The organism is Flavobacterium sp. Arc2 (assembly GCF_041431385.1).
In the GTDB taxonomy this organism is placed as follows: domain Bacteria; phylum Bacteroidota; class Bacteroidia; order Flavobacteriales; family Flavobacteriaceae; genus Flavobacterium.
This window is the reverse complement of the sequence record NZ_JASMRH010000023.1, coordinates 26980-51979: the sequence shown is the minus strand read 5'-3', so window position 1 is coordinate 51979 and position 25000 is coordinate 26980. Positions and strand designations below refer to the sequence as shown.

Annotated in this window: 25 protein-coding genes, 1 tRNA gene and 1 pseudogene; 7 read left to right on the top strand and 20 right to left on the bottom strand. The window is 33.2% G+C overall.

Features of this window, described 5'->3' with window-relative positions; translation table 11 throughout:
• Positions 1 to 30: 30 nt before the first annotated feature.
• From QO182_RS15280 to QO182_RS15270, 3 genes and pseudogenes are all read right to left on the bottom strand, one after another.
• Positions 31 to 600, bottom strand: coding sequence for a pentapeptide repeat-containing protein (locus QO182_RS15280; protein ID WP_371540313.1), 570 nt, complete (start codon positions 598 to 600; stop codon positions 31 to 33).
• Between the two features lie 384 nt (positions 601 to 984).
• The gene (locus QO182_RS15275; RefSeq protein WP_371562568.1) at positions 985 to 2388 is read right to left on the bottom strand and encodes a rhodanese-like domain-containing protein; all 1404 of its coding nucleotides are present in this window, start codon (positions 2386 to 2388) and stop codon (positions 985 to 987) included.
• Between the two features lie 89 nt (positions 2389 to 2477).
• A pseudogene (locus tag QO182_RS15270) lies at positions 2478 to 3102 on the bottom strand (peroxiredoxin).
• 252 nt (positions 3103 to 3354) lie between these two features.
• Between QO182_RS15270 and QO182_RS15265 the strand changes: the two are divergent.
• From QO182_RS15265 to QO182_RS15245, 5 genes are read left to right on the top strand one after another with little or no spacing between them, the layout of a single operon-like run.
• Positions 3355 to 4335, top strand: coding sequence for a DUF3365 domain-containing protein (locus QO182_RS15265; protein ID WP_371562565.1), 981 nt, complete (start codon positions 3355 to 3357; stop codon positions 4333 to 4335).
• Between the two features lie 3 nt (positions 4336 to 4338).
• Positions 4339 to 4716, top strand: coding sequence for a rhodanese-like domain-containing protein (locus QO182_RS15260; RefSeq protein ID WP_371562562.1), 378 nt, complete (start codon positions 4339 to 4341; stop codon positions 4714 to 4716).
• Between the two features lies 1 nt (position 4717).
• Entirely contained in the window at positions 4718 to 4924 is a 207-nt protein-coding gene (locus QO182_RS15255; protein ID WP_091434755.1) for a DUF6132 family protein, read from the top strand.
• Positions 4921 to 5520 carry a class I SAM-dependent methyltransferase gene (locus tag QO182_RS15250; protein WP_371562560.1) on the top strand — a complete coding sequence of 200 codons (600 nt, stop codon included), beginning with the start codon at positions 4921 to 4923 and terminating at the stop codon, positions 5518 to 5520. The genes QO182_RS15255 and QO182_RS15250 overlap by 4 nt, the downstream gene beginning before the upstream one ends.
• Complete coding sequence (locus tag QO182_RS15245; RefSeq protein WP_371562557.1) at positions 5517 to 5981, top strand: isoprenylcysteine carboxylmethyltransferase family protein; 465 nt, start codon at positions 5517 to 5519, stop codon at positions 5979 to 5981. The genes QO182_RS15250 and QO182_RS15245 overlap by 4 nt, the downstream gene beginning before the upstream one ends.
• Positions 5982 to 6000: 19 nt before the next feature.
• Here QO182_RS15245 and QO182_RS15240 read toward each other — a convergent pair whose 3' ends face one another.
• The 9 genes from QO182_RS15240 to QO182_RS15200 all read right to left on the bottom strand — a co-directional run bounded on the left by QO182_RS15240 (position 6001) and on the right by QO182_RS15200 (position 14973).
• On the bottom strand, positions 6001 to 8097 hold the full coding sequence (locus tag QO182_RS15240) for a TonB-dependent receptor domain-containing protein (RefSeq protein WP_371562554.1): 2097 nt from the start codon (positions 8095 to 8097) through the stop codon (positions 6001 to 6003).
• 46 nt (positions 8098 to 8143) lie between these two features.
• On the bottom strand, positions 8144 to 8524 hold the full coding sequence (locus QO182_RS15235; RefSeq protein ID WP_371540337.1) for a hypothetical protein: 381 nt from the start codon (positions 8522 to 8524) through the stop codon (positions 8144 to 8146).
• A 229-nt stretch (positions 8525 to 8753) separates the two neighbouring features.
• Positions 8754 to 9620, bottom strand: a complete 867-nt coding sequence (locus QO182_RS15230; RefSeq protein WP_371562551.1) for a helix-turn-helix domain-containing protein — start codon at positions 9618 to 9620, stop codon at positions 8754 to 8756.
• A 7-nt stretch (positions 9621 to 9627) separates the two neighbouring features.
• Positions 9628 to 10026 carry a cytochrome C gene (locus QO182_RS15225; RefSeq protein WP_371562549.1) on the bottom strand — a complete coding sequence of 133 codons (399 nt, stop codon included), beginning with the start codon at positions 10024 to 10026 and terminating at the stop codon, positions 9628 to 9630.
• 1 nt (position 10027) lies between these two features.
• On the bottom strand, positions 10028 to 10288 hold the full coding sequence (locus QO182_RS15220) for a hypothetical protein (protein ID WP_371562546.1): 261 nt from the start codon (positions 10286 to 10288) through the stop codon (positions 10028 to 10030).
• Between the two features lie 11 nt (positions 10289 to 10299).
• Complete coding sequence (locus tag QO182_RS15215) at positions 10300 to 11313, bottom strand: cytochrome c (RefSeq protein ID WP_371562543.1); 1014 nt, start codon at positions 11311 to 11313, stop codon at positions 10300 to 10302.
• Positions 11314 to 11318: 5 nt separating this feature from the next.
• A complete protein-coding gene (locus QO182_RS15210) occupies positions 11319 to 13481 on the bottom strand; it encodes a cbb3-type cytochrome c oxidase subunit I (protein WP_371562540.1) in 2163 nt (720 codons plus the stop codon).
• A 677-nt stretch (positions 13482 to 14158) separates the two neighbouring features.
• Positions 14159 to 14365, bottom strand: coding sequence for a hypothetical protein (locus tag QO182_RS15205; RefSeq protein ID WP_371540352.1), 207 nt, complete (start codon positions 14363 to 14365; stop codon positions 14159 to 14161).
• A 104-nt stretch (positions 14366 to 14469) separates the two neighbouring features.
• On the bottom strand, positions 14470 to 14973 hold the full coding sequence (locus QO182_RS15200) for a YqiA/YcfP family alpha/beta fold hydrolase (protein ID WP_371540355.1): 504 nt from the start codon (positions 14971 to 14973) through the stop codon (positions 14470 to 14472).
• 516 nt (positions 14974 to 15489) lie between these two features.
• On the opposite strand from QO182_RS15200, the gene QO182_RS15195 reads away from it, so the two are divergent.
• Positions 15490 to 17448: an ATP-binding protein gene (locus QO182_RS15195; RefSeq protein ID WP_371562537.1), complete on the top strand. Its 1959-nt coding sequence runs from the start codon at positions 15490 to 15492 to the stop codon at positions 17446 to 17448.
• A gap of 76 nt (positions 17449 to 17524) precedes the next feature.
• On the opposite strand, the gene QO182_RS15190 is transcribed toward QO182_RS15195, so the two are convergent.
• From QO182_RS15190 to QO182_RS15175, 4 genes are all read right to left on the bottom strand, one after another.
• Entirely contained in the window at positions 17525 to 17725 is a 201-nt protein-coding gene (locus QO182_RS15190) for a DUF1810 family protein (protein WP_371562599.1), read from the bottom strand.
• 219 nt (positions 17726 to 17944) lie between these two features.
• A complete protein-coding gene (locus QO182_RS15185) occupies positions 17945 to 18553 on the bottom strand; it encodes a murein L,D-transpeptidase catalytic domain-containing protein (RefSeq protein WP_371540360.1) in 609 nt (202 codons plus the stop codon).
• Positions 18554 to 19121: 568 nt separating this feature from the next.
• Positions 19122 to 20117, bottom strand: a complete 996-nt coding sequence (locus QO182_RS15180; protein WP_371562534.1) for a metal-dependent hydrolase — start codon at positions 20115 to 20117, stop codon at positions 19122 to 19124.
• A gap of 99 nt (positions 20118 to 20216) precedes the next feature.
• Positions 20217 to 20290: transfer RNA gene (locus tag QO182_RS15175), tRNA-Arg, on the bottom strand.
• A 113-nt stretch (positions 20291 to 20403) separates the two neighbouring features.
• Between QO182_RS15175 and QO182_RS15170 the strand changes: the two genes are divergently transcribed.
• Positions 20404 to 20916, top strand: a complete 513-nt coding sequence (locus tag QO182_RS15170) for an adenine phosphoribosyltransferase (protein ID WP_371562532.1) — start codon at positions 20404 to 20406, stop codon at positions 20914 to 20916.
• On the opposite strand, the gene QO182_RS15165 is transcribed toward QO182_RS15170, so the two are convergent.
• The 4 genes from QO182_RS15165 to QO182_RS15150 all read right to left on the bottom strand — a co-directional run bounded on the left by QO182_RS15165 (position 20913) and on the right by QO182_RS15150 (position 24945).
• The gene (locus QO182_RS15165; protein ID WP_371540371.1) at positions 20913 to 21053 is read right to left on the bottom strand and encodes an SsrA-binding protein; all 141 of its coding nucleotides are present in this window, start codon (positions 21051 to 21053) and stop codon (positions 20913 to 20915) included. The genes QO182_RS15170 and QO182_RS15165 overlap by 4 nt on opposite strands.
• 76 nt (positions 21054 to 21129) lie before the next feature.
• Entirely contained in the window at positions 21130 to 23067 is a 1938-nt protein-coding gene (locus QO182_RS15160) for a M56 family metallopeptidase (protein ID WP_371562529.1), read from the bottom strand.
• Positions 23068 to 23095: 28 nt separating this feature from the next.
• Positions 23096 to 23470: a BlaI/MecI/CopY family transcriptional regulator gene (locus QO182_RS15155; RefSeq protein ID WP_371562526.1), complete on the bottom strand. Its 375-nt coding sequence runs from the start codon at positions 23468 to 23470 to the stop codon at positions 23096 to 23098.
• Between the two features lie 254 nt (positions 23471 to 23724).
• A complete protein-coding gene (locus QO182_RS15150) occupies positions 23725 to 24945 on the bottom strand; it encodes an MDR family MFS transporter (protein WP_371562524.1) in 1221 nt (406 codons plus the stop codon).
• Between the last annotated feature and the right edge of the window lie 55 nt (positions 24946 to 25000).

Below are 25000 nucleotides of genomic sequence, written 5' to 3'. Positions count from 1 at the left end.
TTTCCGGCTCTTTTTTTTTGCCCAAAAACCTTATTCAACGATAATATCGTACTTGGTTAATAAGCCTTTTAAGCCTTCTATAGAAAATTGAGCTTTTTTAAGTTTTGTCTTGGTGGGATCGATTGAATAGTTGTAGCTTGTTCTAAAGTCGGCTTTGTCGGCAATTGCTTTATCAAATTCAGAACGGTATAAATCACAGTTGCTAAATAGGACTTCGGTTAAGTTAGTACTCATAAAGTCAACTGCAACAAGGCTAGTATTTGTGAATGTTGTCCCTTTCATTTTTAAGGTGTAAAATTTGGAGAAATCCAAAATACAATCCTTAAAATGAACTTCAAAAATGAATTTATCACACATTGCAAAGTTTACATCGGTCATTTTACATGTATTAAAAAAGACCGTTCTAAAGGCAACATGATTTATCTTTGAACTATTGAAATTGCAAGAATTAAAGTGACAGTCGATAAAAGTGACAGCAATAAAATTACATTGGGAGAAATCACAATTGGTAAATGTGCAAGATTCAAATTCCTTGAAATTGACTTGTTCTTCACCATAAGTGATGTCTTTGTATTGTAAGTCAAGGCTGTATTCAGACATTTTTTAAGGTATAAAGGAAATAAAATGAAAATAAAATTATCTTTTTGTGGATTAACTACATTTTTAATCTAATGCCTGCAAACTTACTATATCCATTGCTAATTCTCTAATTTAGTTTGGAAGGATTGGAGTTGTTTTGCGTAAGGGGGGATGATACTGATAAAATCAATATTGAATTATAAAAAAAATACTCTCACGAATTATGTAAATGATTAGTTAACCAAATGTAAATATTTTTTAAGAGCTATAGTGGAAAAGGAATAATTTAGATGGATAAAAAAACCGCCTCAAAAATGGTATGGAGACGGTTTCTTGGAATTATTCAGAGAAGTTTAATTAGAATTAAAAGTAAGTCACAGCTCAAATTTCATCTAATTAGTTTCACTATTTTTCGTGTGATATTTTAGGGTTATCTTTAATCCATTCGTTCATTCCAGCGGCGTAGTTTGCTATTTTTGTATATCCTTCTTTTGCTAAAATAGAATATGCAATTGCAGATCGGTCTCCACCTTGACAATGAATGACTACTTGTTTATCTTTAGGAATTAAATTTAGATGGTCATAAATAGTTCCTACAAATACATTTTGCGCTTCTTTTATGTGAGCAGTATTAAATTCTGAAGCACCTCTCACATCAATTATAACGCTATCGTCCATAACTTCTTTAAATTTGTGAAGGTCAATATTTTTTGCTGTTTCTAATTTTCCACCATAATCAGTCCATGATTTTGTTCCTACGACATACCCCATAACATTGTCTAAACCAATTCTCATTAGTTTACGAGTAAGATCATCTACTTGGCTTTCATTTTCAACTACTAAAATAAATTTTTCATCATAATCTACGAACCAACCTGCCCAGGTTGCAAATGAGTTATTTCCTTGAATATTTAAAGTTTGAGGAATAAATCCTGCTGCAAAGGCGAGTTTATTTCTAGCGTCAATTACTTTTACTCCTTTTTCGATAGCTGTTTTCAATTCTGATGCAGCTAGTAATTTTTGTGTTGGAACTTCAGTTAATAGCGGTCTGTCAACTTTGTTCAACTTTTTCATCATGGCAAAATACTTAGGAGGCTCGGGTTGGTCTTCTAATAAATATTTTACAAATCCATCCCTATCATTAGCATATTGTAGCGCCCAGTTTCTTATTTTTTCGTAACCCACAGTAGTACTTGGCACAGAACCTAATGCTTTACCGCAAGCGGAACCAGCGCCGTGGCCTGGCCAAACTTGGATATAATCCCCTAGCTCTGAAAATAACTGAATGGACTTATACATTTGTAAGGCACCAGCATTAGCAGTACCATCTATATTAGCGGCTTTTTCTAATAGATCTGGGCGACCAACATCACCAACAAAGACAAAGTCACCTGTAAACAGCATTACTGGCTTTGTTGTTGCTGGAATGTCTGTAAGTAGGAAACTGATGCTTTCAGGAGTGTGTCCTGGAGTATGTATAACTTCTAATGTTAAATTACCTAATTTTAGTATATCACCCTGTTTTAAACCATTATGGGGAAACTCATATTGCCAGTCTTCACCTCCTTCTGCAGAAAGAAATAGTTCAGCGCCTGTTACTTTTGCTAACTCTCTTGAACCTGCAAGAAAATCAGCGTGTATGTGAGTTTCCAGTACATGCGTTATTTGCATGTTATTTTCTTTTGCTATTTCTATATAAGTATCTACATCTCTTTTTGCATCAATAACTGCTGCTACGCCTGATTTTTGACATCCAATGAAGTAACTTCCTTGAGATAAACTCTTGTCGTATATGTGTTTAAAATACATTTTTTTATTTTTAAGTTATTAATTGAGTGTAATTTACAAAAAAACCACCCTATTAAAGAATGGTTTTTAAGTTTTTTAAAATAGGAGATTTAAATAGATTTTTTGGCTAAGTACCAATCCACCATTTCTAAATTACTCTTTTTTCTTTCGGCTAATTCTTCTACTGTTTTTGGAGCAGAAACAATCACTTTTTCACCAGGTTGCCAGTCAAGAGGCATAGCTACACTATACTCGTCTGATGTTTGTAGAGCGAGTAGAGAACGTTTAGTCTCTGCCCTATTTCTACCTACATTTAAAGGGTAATACATGATTAAACGTACTTTTCCTTTAGGATCCATTATGAAAACGGCTCTTACTGCAGCTGTTTCACTTTCTCCTGGTTGAAGCATTCCGTATTCTTTTGAAACCTTCATACTAATATCTGCAACTATTGGAAATTCAAATAAAACACCTGTTTTTTCATTTACGGCATTTACCCAAGCGATGTGAGAGTGAATGCTGTCAATACTTAGACCCATTAATTTTGTATTGTGTTTTGCAAAGAAATCTTTTTCTAAAGCAAACCCACTCATTTCTGTAGTACAAACTGGAGTAAAATCAGCTGGATGTGAAAAAAAACATAACCCAACTTCCTTTATTATATTCTGAAAATTTTATTTTTCCTGTAGTGGTTACCGCTTCAAAATCTGGAGCCATATCACCAATTCTTGGCATTCAAATTATTTGTTCGTCCATTGTTTTATATGTTTAGATGATTATTTTATAGCTCGAAGTTAGTATAGATTCAATAAATTTTATGTGACAAGAGTTATGTCGTATTAATTAAATTCATCGTAATTTTATAATTAATAGTTTTTAGCTATAAATATCTTAATGTAAGCTATTAATATAAAAAGCCTCTTGTGATAAATGTTACACTTCTTTTGGCTATTAATAAATAGTTTTACAAAAACTTAAAAACGCATCATGAAAAAAATCGTTATACTTTTTTCGGTAGTGCTACTTTTTTCTTGTAATAAAAAGAAGCATTCGTATCAAGATATTGATAAAACACCAAGTTTTGCTTACCAACCGCAGCAAGCCAAAGATTTAATGGAAAAACATTGTTATACCTGTCATAGTCCCACTGCAGATGAGGTAGAAGGTAGGGTCGCGCCGCCATTTGTTGCTATTAAAGCACGATATATTGATAAGGAAGGATACAACAAAGCCGAATTTATAAAAGCAGTTTCTGAATTTGTAGCAAATCCTACAGATGATAATGCGTTACTATATGGAGCGGTCAGAAAATTTGGCGTAATGCCAAAACAAGCTTTCCCTGATAGCGCTACCGTAAAAATTGCCGCATTTATGTATGATTATAAAGTGGAAGCGCCAGTATGGTTCAAGGAGCATTGGCAAGGTCACGGAAATAACGATTGGGAACAATCAGGTAAAGAGTTTTTTGCTGTTGCAAAAGAAAAGACTTTTGCAGATATAGGTTTAGAATACGCATTCGGAACCCAAAAGGTTTTAGGTAAAAATCTAATGGGAACCATCCAAAAGAAAGGAACGATTGAAGCAATGGCTTTTTGTAATATTCAGGCCATTCCATTAACAGACAGTATGTCCGTTAAATACAATGCAACAATCAAACGTGTTTCTGATAAAAATAGAAATCCAAATAATAAAGCAAATGCCGAAGAATTGATTTATATCGCGCAATTCAAGAAAGATTTAGCGGCTAATAAAGAGCCTAAACCAGTTATAGTAGAGAAAGGCGATAAAGTACATTTTTACTACCCAATACCAACTAATGCCATGTGTTTGCAATGTCATGGTACGTCTGAAAATATAAAACCAGAGGTACAAATGAAAATAAAAGGATTGTATCCACATGATTTGGCAACGGGTTATAGTGAGAATGAAGTAAGAGGAATGTGGAGTATTGTATTCGATAAAAAATAAGTCATGGAAGAGTTAAGAATAAAAGAGGTTTGCCCAACAAGCACATTAGAATTAATAAAACGCAATTATCTATTGCTCGATGTTCGTGAAGAAAAGGAGTTTAATCAGTTCTCATTTGATGTTCCACGCGTATTGCACATACCAATGAGTCAAATGGCTTTAAGGATGAACGAAATCCCAAAATCCGAGAAAGTAATTGTAGCGTCTTTAAATGGAGAGCGAAGTTTGCAGGTGGTACATTTGTTGCGTGATTATGGTTTTGACAATTTGTTGAACATGAAAAAAGGACTTTCAAAATGGGTTCAGAAAGGATATCCAATTAAAGGTGAAACCACGATTGAAGAAAAATCGTGTTGTGGAGGTGAATCAAAATGTAAATAAAATGACGAAAAAACAATATATTTTTACGGGAGTTGGAGTAGTAGTGGGCTTAATTGCTGGTTACGCCTATTATCATTTTGTAGGCTGTGCATCAGGTACCTGTGCCATTACCTCAAAGCCGATAAATAGTACTTTATATGGTGGTTTAATGGGTGGTTTGTTATTTAATATGTTTGTAACTTCACCAAAAAAGAAAGATACATTATGAGTAATTTTTGGAATGAACGATATGCTGAAAACGAGTATGCTTACGGAATTCAGCCCAATCAATTTTTTGTAGAATCGATTTCTAAATTGCCTGAAAACGGAAAAATATTATTTCCTGCCGAAGGAGAAGGTCGAAATGCCGCTTTTGCAGCAAAAAACGGATTTGAAGTTTTTGCTTTTGATACAAGTATCGAGGGTAAAAAGAAGGCGGATAAGTTAGCTAATGATAACGGTGTAAAAATTGATTATCGCGTTGGAATACTAGAAGAATTAGATTTTGAACCAGCTTCTTTTGATGGAGTTGTCTTTATTTATTCTCATTTTCCAAAGGCTATTAGAGCAACAATTCACCATCAAATTGAACGATTACTAAAACCGAATGGGGTTGTAATTTTTGAGGCATTTAGTAAGGAACAATTAGAATATCCTTCTGGCGGACCAAAGGATATTGAAATGTTGTTTTCGGAAGAGGAGATAAAAGAGGAATTTAAAAACATAGCATTTGATTTCTTAAAAACAGAAATTATCGAATTAAGTGAAGGCCCTTTTCACCAAGGGAAGGGATCCGTTATTCGATTTATAGGTAAGAAAAAATGATAAAATCGTGGAAAGATTATTTATTTGTAAGCATACAATTCCTATTATTTGGATTGTATGCTTTTGATTTTTTACCACATTTTGAACTTCCCCAACCAGTAAAATATATTGGATTAGTGGTGGCCATCATAGGTTTTCTTATTTCAGCACTTTCGGTTTTGCAACTCAACAAAAATCTAACTGTTTTTCCAACACCCAAAACAGATTCTGAGTTGATCACTTTTGGAATGTACAAACTCAGTCGACATCCTATTTATACAGGACTCATCTTGTTTACGTTTGGATATGCCTTTTATAAAGTTTCATTTTTAAAATTAGTTATTGCTCTAATTTTATTGCTTTTATTTTACTTTAAAACAAATTATGAAGAACAACAATTACTTAAAAAATTTTCTGATTACAAGGAGTATAAGAAAAAAGTAAACCGATTTTTCCCTAAAATCAAAAAGCCTCAAGAATAACTTGAGGCTTTTTTGAGTTTTAAAATTTATAGTTTACAAATAGCGTAAAGTTTCGACCAGGTTCCGTAATAGGAACTCTTCCAAAACCGGCTACATTGTTGAAAGCAAAGGTTAAATGGTTGTTGTAATATTGATCAAACACATTTAAAAGCCCCATTCCAATGGATACTGATTTTATAGGTTTGTAACCAATGTTTAAATCCATCACTTCATATCCTGCGGTAGCAATTTCATCATAGCTGGTTGAAATTTTGTTTTGTTTTGCTGTCAAAGTGTACAATGCTTTGGCCCAGAACTTCTTGTATTCATAACTCAATTTTAATCGCGTTACTAATGGCGGAGTTAGAGGTAAACTTTCATTAAAATCTTTGTTTTCTGTATAGGTGTACGAAACCTCTGTTCCAAAATTAAAATTCTCATGGAATGTAATGTTTCCGTAAGCTTCAAAACCAGTTTTTAATGCTTTGTCAATATTTCTAAAAACTTTTGGGTGAATTGGTGGTGAAGTCGAGTTGTATTTTCGAGTTAAAGAGGCATCTACAACGCCTAAAATATAGTTTTCATAAATAGAATAAAATACTGAAGTTCCATATTGAACTGAATTAAAGAAACCTTTTAAGTTTGTTTTTCCATCAAAGCTTAATTCAAACTGATTGTTTACTTCCGGTTTTAAATTTGGATTTCCTACATATTCATAAGCATCTCTTCCAATGTTAAAGAAGGCGATAAAACGTTCTTCAATATTAGCTGCTCTAGTGCCTCGACCAAAAGAAGCTTCTATTTTATAATTGGGATTAAAAAGGTATTGATACGAAACCGTACCACTATACAATGTTTCGTTTCTTTTTTCAAAATCTGGATACAAAGCAGCATAAGTAGCATCTAAATCATTCGCATCAGAAGTAATAAAATCCAAACGGGAACCAATAGTCAACCATGATTTCTCTGAAGCTTTAATTTTAGTTTCTGCAAAATAACCAAAATCATTGGAGTAACTGTCTTGCCAAACTTTATCATAATAAGCTAAAGGTGTTGCAAGCGTAGTTCCCATCATATTAACTTTGACTAAACGATCTCTGCCACCTTCTCTAGATAAATTGACCATATCGATTCCAGTAAACAAATTGACTTTCGAGCCTAAACTCCATTCTGTTTCAATTTTCCCACCATATGTTAAAGCATTTACTTTTGACACGGCTTCTGAATTTGCAAAAGAAGCTCTTCGTGAATTGGTCATAATATGATCTACATACGAGTAGTAAACCTTAGAAGTTAATCCTTTAAAATAGGTGTTGTTTGTCTCTAATTTGTAATCTAAATTAGCCATGGTACTATTATCTTCATCCGTATCCATAGGCAAACCTGCATGAAGTACATCACGACCAAAATTTTGACGTAAAGTAGCTTGCAAACGTTGGTTATCTGAAATTTGATAACCCGTTTTTAATCCATAACTAATACTTCTAAACGAGGACGGAATTTCGTTTTGATTTCCATCTTCATAGTTCCCATAATCGCGATAACTGAAGTTTCCAGAAAAGTCAAACTTTTTAATTTTACTGTCTAAAGTAAACATGTTAACCATAGAATTTCCATTGCTTTCATAACCAGAAGAAAGACTTCCGCTAAGGAGCTTAGTGTTGTTAGCTGGAGATTTTGAAACTAAATTAATAAGTCCTGCAAAAGTGTTTCCATAACGAACCGAAAATGGGCCTTTTATGATTTCGATTTTAGTAATTTCTTCTGGATTAACCAAGGTAGTTACAGGATCCATTCGGTTGGGGCAGGCATGAAACGCTTTAGTTCCACCATCTATTTGAACATTTAACTGTTCGTATTGAGAAGCTCTAAAAGCGGGGTCGACAGCATAATTTCCTCTTTTGATGAGATGAAAACCATTGATATCTTCAAATAATTCACCAGAATTTTTAGGCTGCACTACTTTTTCTGAGAAATCCTGTTTAACAATAACCTGGGCAGGGTTTTTTATGGACGAACCCGTAACAAGTACTTCATTTAAAAGGGTCACTTTGGTCGTGTCTATTTTTTTTGTTGCTTCTTGAGCATAACCGTTTAGCGTGCCTAATATAGTTAAGGCACAAATAATTTTTTTCATTTTGATAATTTTGATTAAACATTCTAGCTATTAAGCTGTTGCGATGTTAAACCAAATTTTGAGGAGGATGTTCTGAAGGATAATTTATTTTAACCTGAAAGAAGTCTTTTTTAGAATAGATCTTTTTCTTTTGTGAAGGAATTAGATAAGAAATAGGGTGTTGAACGAAGTCGTTAAAAAATAAAACGTCACGATCTGCAAATGATTTTTTTGAAGAATCCTGATTGTCCTGTTCTTTATTTATCTTTTTCAAATGACATTTACCGTTGCATTTTAATTCTGGTTTTGCTTTGTTTTGGCAAAACTGCTCCGTAAAACTTTCATTAAAAAAAGAATATTCAAATTGTAAAATAGTCGTTTTCAAATTAAAACATACAATGCTAATTATGATTAAAAAGATAAAACTATTTTGAATTGATTTATTCATTCCTATTGAAAGTTATGCGATTTTCAAGTTTGTTTTGCTCCCTAATAAGAGCAGTATGAAAAGAGTAGTTATTTTTAAAATTGGATCTTTTTTTATTGAAACAATACGCTGTTTTGCTAACAAAATCCAAATATTTAATATACTACAAAGGTATTTATTAAGGAGCAGTTGTACAGTGACATATGTTACATTGTAGTTCTATAATTTCGTTTTTTCGACGAATTGGAGACTAATTTTTTAGATATTTTTTCTTAAAACCGTCTGGTGTATAATTTTCATATTTTTTAAAAAAGCGTCCAAAATAAGAGTTGTCTACAAAACCTAATTCGTATGCTATTTCAGATGCTGTCTTTTTTTCGTGAATGAGCAATCGTTTGGCTTCAATAAGAATGCGATTTCGTATTAAATCACCGGCAGAACTGTTGGTTACCTCGTTGCAAACAGCATTGAGATAATTAGGCCGAACATGCATAAGCGAAGCATAGTCTTTTACAAAATGCTTCTCTTTGTAATATTTGTCAATTAACTCTTCGAAGTGGTGGATAAGCTGTAGTGATTGACTAAATTCTGCATTTTTGGTATTAGGTTCAAATAATCGATTAAGATCTATCAACATGATATTGAGTAAAGAACGTAAGCATTTTTCTAAATTGTTTTGTTTTCCATTAAACTCTTTTAGCATCCAAAGTGCAATGGACTTAATATGATTAAAATTTTCTTCTGAAACTTTTATATAAGGTTGCTTGTGGCGATACGTTAAGAATGAAAATTCACTCAGTTGATAATTTTGATACCTCAAGGCAAAAAAATCACTTTCGAATACCAAAACAAAGCCTTCAATTTTGCTATAGTCTAGCCATTGATGAATTTGACCCGTATGCAAACATGTTATTGATAAGGGCTCAATGTCACATTCGACGAAATCGATTAATTGTGAACCCTGATTTTTTTCATTTAGCAAAATCATATAATAATTATGCCGATGTGGAACATTTAGTTTTTGCATGAATTTTAAAAAATCAGCAGTAGTATAAATAGCAAATCTCGACTCATTTTGAGCAACTTCATTACAACTGATGTTTTTTATTTCGCACATATTATTTTTACCCTAAAGAAGTTATTGTAAAATAGATTGCCCAAGCTACAAAAGCAATGATACCAGAGATTAACCAGGAAGGAACACTTTTAGGCGTTTCACTACCATCAATTAAAAATTGTTTTTGATTTCCTTTTCCATACGCATTAATCATTAATGGTAAAACGCCATCAACCTCGTCATTGTCTTTTAATCCTTCGACAGCAATAGCAGGACCATTCCTAACTTTAAAGGGAATAATTCTTACGCCTTCTTTTCCTGCTGGGTCTTTACTAACTATTTTTAATTGGTGAAATCCATCTTTTAATTTACGAGTATCTAATTCAAAATTTACAGGTGCATCAAATTCTCCTATTGGTTGAAGATCATCATCAACAAATATAATCACTTTACTTTTATGGTCCATATTATTCAAAGTTTATAATGGTTCTTTTTATATGATCATCATTGTTTTCTTTTGGTTTTATTAGGTATTTCAACGCATAAAACAGTGTTATTACAACAAATGCAACCATGCCCCAAACAATTACATAATCTAAATTACTTTCTGGACCAGCTCCATGCGCAATTCCTCTCAAAATTTTAGGCTGTTGTTTCTCGCACATGGGACAGGCGTATGTTGCCACCGAAAATGCGGCAAGTAGTACTGTGTATATTGACTTTTTCATCTTCTTTTTATTTATTGTTGAGGTGCACTTAACTTAGCGAGATCCATTAATTTCTTAACTTGTTCTGGTGTTACTTTTTTGGCAGTATTTCCCCAACTGGTTTTTTCATGGTTCATGATTGCGGCAATTTCTTCGGCAGATAGGTTCGCGTTTGTTCCTACGGCAGGCATTTCACCGTATTGTTCTTGTGCATTGTAGCCATTCATAATAATTCCAACCATAATTTCGGGGTTGTCATCCAAAACAATTTTACTGCCTTTCAAAGGAGGAAATGCACCCGGAAGTCCTTCACCATTTTGTTGATGGCATGCCATACAATTTGCACCATATAAATCGGTTCCGTTTAATTCTGCTGGGGCACCACCGGCTGCAGCAGTTGCTTCTGCTTTTTCTATTTTGTATAAAAAGGCAGGGTCTGGAGTTCCGTCAGGTAATTTAACTTGTCTTAAACTTTTTAAATAAGCTACTAGATTTAAAGCGTCTTGTGTAGCCACGACAACTCCTTTTTGACCGTGAAGGAACTCTTGAGGAACATTGACTTTGATGTCCCCTTTTTCTACTTTATCTTTAATTTCAAATAACCACGGATAAGGCGCCATTATTGATTGAGGCATTACTGTTCTGGGATTGTATAAATGGACTAGATGCCAATCTTGGCTGGGTTGTCTGTCTCCAATATTTGTTAAGTCGGGTCCTGTTCTTTCGGTTCCCATTAAAGTACCTGAATTTTGCCAAATGCTTTTTCTGGTGCTATAAGCATAATCTGAGGCGATTCCTGGGCGACTTCCCCAAGTTTTATCCATGTCTACATTACGTACTTGTTGCGTGTGACAACCTACACAGCCGTTACTTATATAAATCTGTCTTCCTGCTTCTTCCTGCTCCGTAAGTGGTACACTACCATATAGAGGAGCGCTATTTTCTTCATTATACAATGATGGAAATACGGCTACAAAAAGAGTTAATGTGCCAAATAGGGCAGTAGCTAACGTAAAAAGTTTTTTATGATCGTGAAATATACTCATCGTATTTATATTTTAGGTTCAACTGAATTAGCTTCCAAATTTTGATTGATTATTTCGAATGCTTTTTCTTTAACATCTACATCAGTAGAAGGGCGCATCATTTTGTACATATTGTAAGCTAAAACGATATGAGACAACCACATTAAAGTTCCTCCAATTGCTCTCCATAACCAATACGGTCCCATTAATACTACACTATCAATAAACGGTTTTCCTTCGGCCCACATAATTCCTTTTAAAGTACCTCCAATCATTAACGGAATAGTATAAAATTGTAATCCTATTAATGCCAACCAAAAATGAGCACCAACTCCCAATTGTGGTGGTTCTTTTCCTGTAAGGCGAGGTACAATGGCATAAATACTACCAAAAAGTAAAAAAGTAATAATTCCGTACATCGTAATATGCGAGTGTGCAATAGTAAAATCAGTAAAGTGCCAGATTAAATTAGTAGAACGAAAAGCTTCGGCAGTTCCTTGAAAAGAGCCAGTGAAATAGTAAATGATTCCAACAAAGAAGAAAGGCAATGAATAACTATTACTAATCTTACTCCATGAACCTCTCATAGTCATCAGATAATTAATTGTTCCAGAAGTAACTGGAATTAACATCCCTACACTTCCTACAATGGCAACGGTTTGTAACCACCATGGTAAGGCGCTAAAAACAAAGTGATGTGTCCCAATAACGGTGTAAAATAAAATTTGTGACCAAAACGCTAATACTCCTAAACTATAGGAATAAATAGGTTTGTTCAATTGTTGCGGCAATAAATAGTAAAGTACTCCTAACATGGAGAACATAAACCACATTCCCACCGCTTGGTGCATATAATATCCTTGCACGATTGTTTCACCAATTCCGTCTTGTCCCATTGGGATATAAGCAATTGTTGCAACAATCAAAATGAAAATATAAGACGCTACGATAAACCAGTTAGAAATGTATATTTCGAGTGTGGTACGCTTTGCAATTGTTTTAATGAAGTTGATTACTGTAAGTAATAATCCGTAGGCCCAAACAGCCATGATAGGCCAAATTATTTCACGATATTCACCACCACCATTATTGATTCCGGCCATAATCGAAATAGCTCCTACAAGCATAGCTGCATTTACAGCAATAAGTGCTTTCCATCCATTTTTAATACTATTTAATGGTGCATTACTAACCATAGGAACGATATAATAACCCAATCCCATAATTCCGATTGTGGACCATGCCCAAAAAACTAGATTTGTATGCACGGCACGAAGTCTACCAATACTCAACCAACTGTAATTATCAGCGTCTGGAACGATAAATTTTATACCTACGTACTCTCCAACACTACTACCAACGAAGAGCCAAAAAACCGCAGTTCCTAGAAACCATAAAATTAACCGAGTCAATTCGGGGTCAATTTTAGGGCGTTTTACGGGTGGCCTTTTAGAAGCAAAAAAACGATAGTTCGTTTCAGAACTAATATTTTTTAATAAGCCTTTTGAATCATTTGGAGTCTCGATACCAGAAAGTTCATTTGGCGTAATATTGTATTCTAATTTATGCTTGATTTCATCCAAAATCGCATCGCTTGGAATATTTTCTGTTTCAGAAATATAGGCTGCAAACTCTTTAGCTTCGTTGATTTTTTGATTGTTGACGTAATTTTTGAAACCGGTATTTACTTTTGCAGCCAAATAGACCAAAGCCAAAAACAACGGAATAAAAATCAAGACTAAAGTAATGATTACTCCTGGTTGAGAAAAAAGATCTTCTCTATTTGCAGGAGCAGTTTGAGCAGACATTATTTGTGGTACTAAAGATATAAAACCCACAACTACGATTGAAATGCGGTTGTTGTTCTGACTTCTTTTTTTCTTTAAAACTTCAATTTCTGACGAATTCAAATTATTCATATATTTTTTGAATTTATCTTTCTTAACCTCATTTTTATCTTCCAAAAATTGGTTTGTATTTCCCGCCAGTTTTAATATTAAAAAAAATACTAATGCAACAGCAACAATTACTAATCCTACTAATAAGCCAATAAAACCTATAGATTTATTAGGAAAAAAACTAACACCCTCGTCTGTTTGTGCAAAGGTTAATAATGGCTGAAAAAAAAGTAGTATGGTGAGAGTAACTAACTTTACTTTGGAATAAAGCTTTTTAGTTTGGAATTTCATAATGATCCTTATTTAAAATGATTATGCAAATTTGTAACTAAAAGGCAATGTAGTAATGGTGATAAAAGAAGTAATGATGGTACTTTTTACTTAATGTAAAAAAACATGAGAAATATCATTTTTCAAAAAAAAAAAATATATGTCACATTTTCAGTTTTATGGACTGTGATGTAAAAGACTTTAATAATAATACGAAGCTTTTTGTTTTAGTATTTTGGGTTTAAGAAACCTTTTATTTGTTCAGTTTGACAAATGGCGGTAGTCATTTTAGTTTTGTGATTTCAAACGAACTTAATTTCTTTTCTTTTCTGTTTTTGGGAATAAGTTGCTATTTACCTTATCTCAAACAAGTTTGATTTGTTTTACGGGTATTGCTTTTTACCGTTTCCAAACTCTGAAATTGGTGTTTTGTATCAGTCAAGAATTTAGAGTAATCCTATTGGGCTGCTGTAAAAGTAAAATGATTCATATTCAATAGATCGTTAGTGATTTCTAATTGTTCAAAAATAAGTAATCCAATTGTTTTTTGTACAACATGGATTCCTAGCTCTTAATCACGAGCAACATACCTCTGATTTTCCTCTAATTTCGATTCCTTCACCCAATGTATTAATTTTTATTTTGGATTTAACTCTAATTTATTCTTCGTGTGGATACCGAATCATAAGCTGCGTTGATTATTTTATTTCCCAATTTACGTCACCCAAATCCAGTTCGCCATTCATGTCAACCGTTAACCAGGACATACCCGGAAAGGCTTCTTTTAAGGTTATCGAAAAACCAGAAAGGGTGGAATGTTCCATATTTTTTTGTCCCTCGTTACTTAGTTTATTCATCAATTTTTCATGCTGATCATCAGTCAACATAATTCGTAGTTCTTTCATAATCTGTCTTTAATCTGTTGGTTATTTATTTAGCATCATTTTTTTTTCGCTGCAAAGCAAGATATTGATAATAGCAAGTAATGCCACCGTGAAAAAAAACAGTTTTATTTCAAAAATTCTAATTGACGGAAGAATTCAGTTACTTCTATTTCTAAAATACGCACTGGAATTGGATGTCCCATTTGGTTGTGGATTGAAATTTTTATATCTGTATTAGAGAGTCTGTTTTCAGCAAGCCATTTTAGATTATCGTTGGCTTTGATGACGTCATCTTGTCCTCCTAATGCAAAATGCAAAAGTGATGAGGTATTTACAGGATCTATTGCCGGAATATTTTGGGGAACGGGTCGATGTGGTAAAGCCGGATTAAAAAGTAGGGCAGGGCGGTTAATTGTATTAGCGAAATAGTAGCCCATAAAACCGCCCATACTGCTACCAAGAACCACATCAAAGGTATGCGTCTCACTCATTTTTATAAGTATATCAAAAACATTTGGGTTGTTATGGTAATCAAGATCAGGTGCAATGACGGCTCCAAAACGTTCTAAAATGGATCGTTTTGCTAGACTAAGTTTGCTTTCGAGTCCGTGTAAATATAAAATAGTCATAGTTTATGTGAATTAGAATTATTGTATGTTTTGATTTTGAAATTATGTTTAATTTATTCAAAAGGGGCAACGTATTATTTATTTTGTAAAAATAAGCGGATACAACGACAAATTACGACGTTATGTTTTTAATTGTTGAAAGTACTGACGAAGTTAGGGATCAGTACCTATCGCTCTTGGGTAAATTCTTGTTGAGCACTAGAAAGATATACTTTTTGTTTCAGGTGATAGTAAAAATAATAAAAATAAAAAAATGAATTATTTTATCTCGTGAAAGTCCCATCGCTTGGAACGGATTATCCGCATTTGCTTCACTGTGTGATATTAAGGTGATTGTTTGTATGATTTTAACGCGTACTGATAGTACTACTTAAATTGAGTTGACAGCCTGACGTTAAAACAGCAACATCCCATTTAAATAGTTAAGGTGTTGATGATTGCATAATACCATTCAAAATCATAAAAATTAAGAAGTGGTTTTTTAGTAAGTTACTATTATTTTGCTACATTCGGGGAATGAAATTTAACAGTTTTTATTCCCCTTTTTATATCCTTGTTTTTTGTGTATTTATGCTATCGTGCACTAAAAACAAAAGTGTACCATCACAGCAAGACGAAGCGACTATAGATACTATAAACAGCTTTTTAGAACTGAGTAAATCAGACTCTATTTCAACAGAAAAAAAAATGGCTTACATAGATAAGTCTTATCAGCTGGCTAAAAAGGTAAATATAGATTCTGTTATCTTTAAGACTATGAATAGAAAAGGGGAGTTGCTGAACCAGTACAACCCAGACATTGCTCTTCCTTTTTTAAAAGAATTTGAGCAAGTAGCGACGCAAAAAAAAGACACTCTTTATATGGGGCATTCTTTTCTTAATCTTGCGGATTACTATTCTGCTAAGCAACAAGATAGTATTGCTTTCAGTTATTTCAATAAGTCCAAAATACAATTCGAATATAAAAAAGACAGCAGTCTCGTTGTTTATTCCTTGTTGATGATGTCTAGTATTTTAAAAAATAAAGACGATTATTACGATATGGAAGCTGTGAATACAGAAGTATTAAGTTTTATTAACCAAACGAACAGAAATTACAATTTTAGCTGTGCATACAATAATCTGGGGATTTCTTTAAAAGAAACTTATGATTATAAAAAATCTTTAGGTTATTATAAAAAAGCAAGACAATATGCTGAGGATGAGTCTACCAGAATAATTATTGATAATAATATCGCATCTGTGTTTATTTTAGATAAAGAATATCAAAAAGCGATTATATTATTATCAAAATTGGAACAGGCAAAAAGCGAAGTAGTTAGTGAAAAAATCAAATCTAAAATATTAAATAATTTAGGTTTGGCTTACTTTAAAGTCAATGATTCCAGAGCAGTTGGTTATTTTCTTAAAGCATTAGCGATTAGAGAAGATCAAAACGATGAATACGGTTTAATTGGAAGTTACATTCAATTAGCAAACTATTACAAGTCAAAAGAGGACAATTTACTGGCTAAACAATACGCGCTAAAAGCGTATAAAAATGCATCAAAAATGAAGAGTATCGATGAACGACTCGATGCGCTTCAAATATTAGTTAATAGCAGTTCCGAAAATGAATCGAGAGCTTTTTCAACGGTTCATTTTAGATTAAATGACAGTATTTCTGAAGTGCGACAAAGAAACAAGAATCAGTTTGCTAATATCAGATACGATTTTAGCAACCAAAAAGAGCAAAACCAAAAACTATCCACTCAAAAGGCAGAAACTACGCTACTATTGGAAAAAGAGAAAAATAGTACACTTTTAATGTATTTTGTAATATTGTTTTTACTAGGGATTACTGCTTTAATCATTAATTTTTTAAATAATAAAAGCAAAAAAGAAAAGGTCAGAGTGTCTTATGATACCGAGACTCGAATTTCCAAAAAACTTCACGATGAGTTGGCAAATGACGTGTATCATGCCATGACTTTTGCAGAAACGCAGGATTTAACGACTAAAAACAACAAAGAAACGCTACTTAAGGGTCTGGATAATATCTATTCTAGAACGCGAAATATTTCTAAAGAAAATAGTGCGATTCATACGGGAACTGATTTTGTACCAAGTCTGAGGGATATGATGTCCAATTACAGTAATGATGAGGTGAATATAATAGTCAACGGTATAGATGTATTGCAGAATACAATTTTAGAAACGAACAAGAAGATTACAGTTTATCGTATCCTTCAGGAATTGCTGGTTAATATGAAGAAGCACAGCCAATGCAGTTTAGTCGTGATTACTTTCAAAAAGATGGAGAAGAATATCATGATAGAATACGCAGATAATGGTATTGGAGTACAAATAGAGCAAATAAACTTAAAGAGTGGACTACTGAACGTAGAAAACCGAATAAATGCCATAGGAGGAACGCTTACTTTTGACAATGCGATTCAAAAAGGATTTAAAGTTAGAATTGAGTTTGCTGTTTAGAAGGTTTTGTGTTGATGATTTTGCGGATTGGTTCCGGTGGTACCGATTATGGAGCTTTCTTTTCGGGGCTAAAAAGCTACTGCTCCCTGTGAAGCAATTCAATTGTTTTTGCGTCTTGTACACCATGGAAGTATTTAACCAAAACCTGATTAAATACATGGTTCGTATTAGCCAATAAACTGAATAATGTCATACAAGACTTCAGTTTTAGGTCATCTGGTTTTCCAAAGATTTCTTCTGGCGTTTTACCCTTAATTTTCAATATTTCCTTAGAAATTCCGATGTGTTTGTCAATATCAAATTGACCAAAATCAAGATATTTATGATACTTGATGAGGTCCTTCTAGACAAATTCAGAGCGTTTTTTTACATTTAAAATTCTGTACAAACGTTTCCAGCTATATTTGATTTTGAAAAATAAAGGATGTATCCATTTCATAGTGCTGTTTTTTAAAAAATTATATATTACAGGAAGAATGGTTATCATTACTGTTCCCTATTTATAAATCCACATAAGAACTGGTTTAGAACTTGATTTTAGTACTGGGTCAATTATCTTGAAGCTATTATTAGAAATTGTCGGACAACCCCAACTTTGAGGTGTTCCATTTGGATAAACTTCTTCATTAGAAACAGCATTCCATGAGTGAAACACTATAAAGCGTTTAAAAGCATTGCTGTTTGTTGGTTCTAATCCATGCAAAACATATTTTATCTTCACACCCCAACTACTGTACCCTCTCTCTCCAATTTTATATTTTCCAAGAGAAGTGCAATGACTACCATTAGTGTTACTAAATTTTGGTTTATCTTTTGAAGCGTCATTACCCCAAGAATTATCGCAACATCCATGACTAACTAAAAAACTATTTTTGATTTTTTTGTTTTTAAAATCCCAAACGAAAAACCTTTTAATTCCAGAGTGTAAGCTCATGTCAATTAATATACAGAAATCTGTATTGAAGTTTTGAGTATTACAAAAGGCAAGAGCCTGTTCTGCTTTGGTTCTTGTTAATTCAATATCTATTTGAGGCTTTTCAGGGCCGCTTGTACATCCAAATAAGAATGTAGAAAATAGAAATATGATAGTCTGCAGATGTATCATTTTAAAACGGTTATATAAATTAATTACTACTATTATTCTTGTAATTCGACTGAATTGTCATTCTTGTTTTTTTGTCTATATGCTACAATAACTTTGAAAATACAAATACGGGGTCTTCACCACTCCAATAACCTGTAAAATGACCATACGCAATCTTTGGTCAAATCATAATGGTCGAAGCAGTCATTTTCAATTTCTCGTGGATAGAGCATGTAAGTTAGTAAATCTTCGGCATAAAGTATTCAAACCTAAATTTATATAAATGAACGATGGTTTAATGGGATTTCACGATACCCATTTTTAGTGATATTGTGGTATTGGATTTAATGAGGTAGTGGTATAGAAAATGACGTGTTGGAAGTATGTGCCATTTTTGATTTTTTTTAGGTATATCTTATTTTAATTTCCTGATAAAAAGAGGAGCTCCTTGAGTAAAATCCATAAAAAAAACACACCAACATCTACTGCGCTTTTGGTACCTTAACTAGAGGACAAGAAATACCAGAATAATTGTGATAGCCCAGTTGACGAGTTATTAATTTTAAAAAAAAAAGAATTACAAGACCCCCTAGTTTCCTTTTATTCGGTTTGCTATTTTTATAAGCAATCGCTTTCCGTCCCTTTTGCTTTTTGGAACTTCAATTGCTTTTAATTCAGATTCTGTTGCAATAAATTTATAGCTAAATGCAAATTGAGGGTTTTCAGGGTTATCATTTAACAGTCCGAAGCGTAAATCATTGAAGTATAAAAATTTATTTTTTTGAGAGATGATATACCATCCTTCACTAGCTTTCTTTAGTTTTTTAAAATCTGAATTCCCATTTAACTTCGATTCTAAAGCTTTGTTCTTGTTGTAAGCAGTAAAAGTAATCGGTTGGCTATCAAATAGGGAATAGTCGGCCAATAAATAACTATCTGGTTTCGCTACGTTAGCATTCCATAAAATGGTATTGAAAGCGGTGGGTTTAACAATAATCTCAGAATATTGGATTCCTTGTCTATTTAATGCTTTTTCAAATTGGCTTAAAGCATACAGTTTTATAAAACAAGATAAAAGCAGATAGAAACTACTAATGAATAGGCCTTTGGTTATGTATTTTTTGCGAAGTACAGTATCTTTTGTTTTCCATACCATTATCAAAGCAATGACAAGCGGAATAGTGTAGAGTGGATCTACTACAAAGATAGTTTTTAGTGCAAACCGATAGTCTAAAGGCCATAAAATTTGTGTTCCCCAAGAGGTAAACATATCTAATAATACATGAGTTAACAAACACCAAAAAGCCATATTTGAGGCTTGGAGGAAATTAATCTTGTTTTTTTCTATTTTTGAAATAATCCACCCTAAAATAGGAGAGAGGAATAAAAAGAGGAAAAGCGAATGACTGATACCTCGGTGAATAAGGACTGCATTTACAGGATCTAAAAATAGACCAACTACAACATCTAAGTCGGGGATTGTACCTAAAATAGAACCGTATAAAAATGTTTTGTTTTTAAGTTTTTTGCCAGCACATATTTCAGCGACGGCAATTCCTAAAGCTATTTGAGTAAAAGAGTCCATAAAACAAAAGTAAATCAAAAATTATCGATGTGATGTGATTGTAGCTTTGCAATTTTCGGTAAAACGCATAAAAAAACCCCAACATCTGTTGGGGTTTTGTGACCTTGACTGGATTCAAACCAGTAACCTCTTGAGCCGTAATCAAGTGCGCTATTCAGTTGCGCCACAAGGCCTTTTTGTTTGCAAACCTTTATTTTCATAAACGTTGTGACAACGTGTTTGCGGGTGCAAATATAAGGATAAATGTGTAAATTGCAAGTGTAATTTAATATAAAAATAAAAAAAAATGCAATTAGTAAATTATATACGTGATATTCAGGGATTTCCAAAAGAAGGAATTTTGTTTAAAGACATTACTCCCTTGTTAATTAATCCAAAAGCGAGAAAAGAATGCCTGGAAATTTTGGTTTCATCGCTAAAAGATAAAAAAATAGACAAAGTCATCGGGGTAGAGAGTCGTGGCTTTTTCTTTGGGATGCTAATCGCCCAAGAATTGAACGTGGGCTTCGTTCCTGTACGAAAACCTAATAAGTTACCTTATAACACTATTTCGGCTTCTTACGAACTAGAATATGGTTCGGATACTTTAGAGATTCATACTGATGCTATCTGTAAAGGCGATAGAGTGCTTATTCATGACGATGTTCTCGCTACAGGAGGTACGGCCAAAGCAGTTTGCGAATTGGTGGAGCAATTAGGCGGTGAAATCGTTCAGTTTAATTTCTTGATGGAGCTTAGTTTCCTCAACGGAAGGGACCAAATTAAAGGATATGATATTTTTGCGGCAATAACGTATTAACCTAAAGCTCGAGTAGTAACATAGTAGCGGTAACCAATGATTGCCATTTGCCATTTTTTGGCTTTGGCTAAATCCATTCGCTGTTTGCTGAAACTCGGTAACAGTATTTTATTGATTTGAGCTAAGATTTTGAACATAAGTTTTTTATTTGGTGTAAAGGTATAAAAAAAGACGGTCTAGCGTCAGACCGTCTTTTTTACATTTATTGAGTTACTATTTTTCTTTTTTAGTGGTTACTTTAATTATTTTTTCACCGGTGCTGGTTTTATCTACATCCATTCTTTCAATTATGCCTGGATCTATTTTGTCTAATTCCGCCTTGTCAGATTTTATGCCATCGATATAAATTTCAGTTTCATAGGGAATTCCGTTTTTTTGCTTGGCAATTATTTTAATAGTTCTAGTTGTTTTATTAGTTTGCAGGTTATTGATGTTTTTGGGATCAATTTTTTCTAAGTTTAATTCGGTCATATTAACTCCGCCTATCATCAATTGTGAGCTATCAGAAATATTATTATAATTTTTAGTAATTATTTTAATTTTTTGTTCCGTTCCATTTTTACTGACGTCCATACTTTCATTTAAATTAGGATCCAATTCATCTAACTCTTTTTTACTCCTTTTTTTGCCATCAATATAAACTTTAGTTTCGTCTGGAATACCCTTAGATTTTTTAGTAGTAGTCTCCTTTTTTTGTCCAGTAGTGATTTCTATGGCGCCATTTTTTCCCTCTGAACCATATTTTTCTATAGCTTCTTTGGATTCTAGAATAACTTGGGATAAAATATCTTCTTTAATAGGGATTTTGATAATTTCACTATCTGTTTGCTTAGTACCATTTATTATTATTAAATAGTTGGAACCATCCTTATTAAAATTGTTAATGCTCCAAAAGTCAGTGTCTTTTTCAACAGCAAGTTTACCTTCTTTTGCTTGCAAAAGATCAAAGTGATTCTTTAAATGAGCATTGTCTTTTACATTAGCCCTAAAACCAAAACTTAATTTATTTTCAGCATCTTTTTCTACAAAAATAGCAAAGGGTTTAATTGGGGTATTTCCTTTTACGGAGTGTACCTTTTTAATACCATCGTTGTTCTCTAAAACAACTTTAATGGCGATGATTTCGTTGTTTTTATCTAATTTTATGTTGGAAAATTTTAAATCAAGATCAAATGTTTTTTTGAAAAAATCTTTTTCTGCATTTAGTTCTTTTTCACTAGATGTAGAAGTGACGTTCAGTGCTAACTTTGTTATACCACTTTTGATTGTAAATTCACTTTCCTTTTCCTGAGCGATAACTTTAATTTGGAATAACATTACAAAGGCAATTAATGCAGGAACTACAATTGCATATTTCCAGGAATTTCTTTTGTTCGATTGGATTTTGTTCAACATAACGATTCGTTTTTTGATTAATGATTGATAAAAATGATTAGTGATGGCAAGGCAATTCTCTTGCGTTGTTATTTTTAAAAGCGTGATTTGATAGGCTTTTTTATCTACTATTTTTTTAGAAGCTGCGCTGTCTGCAATGAATTCTAGATTTTGCAATATTGCTTTTTTGTAAAGCCAAACGATTGGATTAAACCAAAAAACAATACAAAAAACACGCGAAATCAATACGTCTATGGTGTGATGCTGTTCACTGTGTACTTTTTCATGTTCTATAATACTCTCAAGTTCAGTAGGACTGTATAAAGCTGAATTGTAAACAATAGTACTAAAGAAAGAAAAGGGCGCCATATTTTCTTTGACGTCAATAAATTTAAAGTCCCCTTGTTTGTGAACTACTTTCCCTTTTAATACAATTCTTAAACTATAAAAATCAAAACCAAATTTGGCCAATAAACCTATAACTGCCGCGCAATAGATGCCCATTAAAGTCAAAGCTAAATACTCTTCAGTATGATCCTCTTCTACAGTTGTAGATATAGGAATGTTGGACCAGTCTATCGTACTTGGCGTTGTTTCTACCATAATTGTTTGTGTAAAAACCAATAAAGGCAAAAGCACTGCGGTAAGTAGGCCAACTAAAAGAAACCAACGGTTACTAGTGAAAAAAGTTTCTTTTCGCAACATAAAATAATAGGCTAGGAAAAATAACGCAACTAATCCACTGGATTTGATAAGATAAATATAGAGTGTTTCCATAATTTAATTTTTTAATGAAAGTGCTTTGCTACAAATCATTTTCTGCTTTTGGATTTTCAATCATAGCTAAAATTTCGCGTAATTCGGCAGCAGAAATTTTCTCTTCTTTTGCAAAAAAGGACACCATGTTTTTGTAGGAGCTATTAAAATAATTATCAATTGCAGTAGTCATAAAACGTTTTCTATAGTCCTCAATACTTACTATAGGATAGTATTGATGCGTATTTCCAAAGGCATTATGAGCAACATATCCTTTCTCCTCTAAGTTCCGTACGATGGTCGAAAGCGTGTTGTAATGTGGTTGATCTTCAATAATTTCAGCCATTACTTCCTTTACAAAAGCTTTTTCTAACTTCCATAAAATGTGCATGATCTCCTCTTCTTTGTTTGTTAACTTTTGCATAGCTTATTTTTTATTTGGGCGTTTCCCTACGGGTCAGGCTATTCGGCTGTATCTCGTTGTCCCTAAAGGTCAGGACTACGAGGATGTCGCCTACTATCCTTAACGCAATTCAAACTTACAACTATTTTTGTAGTTATTAAACTATAAATGCAGTTGTTTAACTATTTTTTAAGTTAAAGGAGGTTTTGGACGCAAAAAATTACCTTTCTAAGAATAAAAAAAGGGAAAAAAGAAAAGGAAGTGGAGGTAGATATTTAGGCGAGGCTATTTTCGGTTTTCAGTAACTTTTGTAACCAGATACAGCAAAGAGTAGCTGATATACCTAGGGTTCCCATAAACATCCAATTGCTTTGATAACCCAATCGGGCAATTATTTCAAGTCCCGCTTTTGAACTTACAATATGAGCTAAACTAAAACTCATGGTATACAATGCCATATAACGTCCTTCATGGCCTTTTGGTGCTCTGCTTAACGCAAATGCATTTGAAAACGGAAAAGCTAGTATTTCACCAATAGAAATAAAAATCATACTAATGATTAAAATTCCAGCCCAAACATTGATTAATAAGGTATAGAAGCTGAGGGACATTAAAAGCGAACCCCAAAGAATTACTTTTAGTTTTTCCACTTTTTTTCTTTCAAAATAACTGACAATGGGCATTTCCAGCGCAAAAATCAACAGTCCGTTTAACGTCATTAATAACCCAGTTTGAAACTCGCTTAAACCAAACATCTCACTGTGATAAAGGGGTAGAGTGGTAAAAAGCTGGAAGAAAATCATCGCAGTTACAAAACTAACGTAAAGGAATAACCAGAATATTTTATCTTTAAATACTGAGGCTGCCTCTAGTATAGTAGCATGTGGGTCTTGTTGTGATACTTTTTTCCTTTCCTTTACCAGTATAGCAAAAATCAAAATTGCTACAATGCAAGAGCTTCCATCGACCCAAAAAAGTCCTTGATAGCCCATTCCCATAATTATTAATCCCCCTAAAGCTGGTCCGGCGGCAAAACCAAGATTCACGGCTAAACGAACTAAGGTTAAGGAACGGGTTCTGTTTTCGGGTTTTGCATAAGCACCCAGTGATACAAACATCGCAGGTCTGAACATATCAGCCAAAGTCATAATACTAAACATCCCTAAGCAAAGCCCCCAAAAAGTGGTGATATATTGTAGAATGAAAAAGAAAACACCACTACTGAATAAGCTAAAAACCATTACTTTGTAGAAACCTATTTTGTCAGAAAGTTTACCACCTAACCAGGAACCTAACATAGATCCCATTCCAAAAGCGACCATAATCCATCCCACTTCACCATAAGAAAATTGTAAATCTTCCTTTAAATATTTAGACAAGAAAGGAAGTACCATAGTTCCCGCTCTGTTTATAAACGTGATAATGGTAAGAATCCAAATCTCTCTTGAAAATCCTTTGAAGTTGTTAATGTAGCGACTAAAAGCGGTTTTGAACATTTTAATTGGTTGTAGACAGCAAAGATAAAAAACTTTGTAAGTTTAAGTCTTTGTG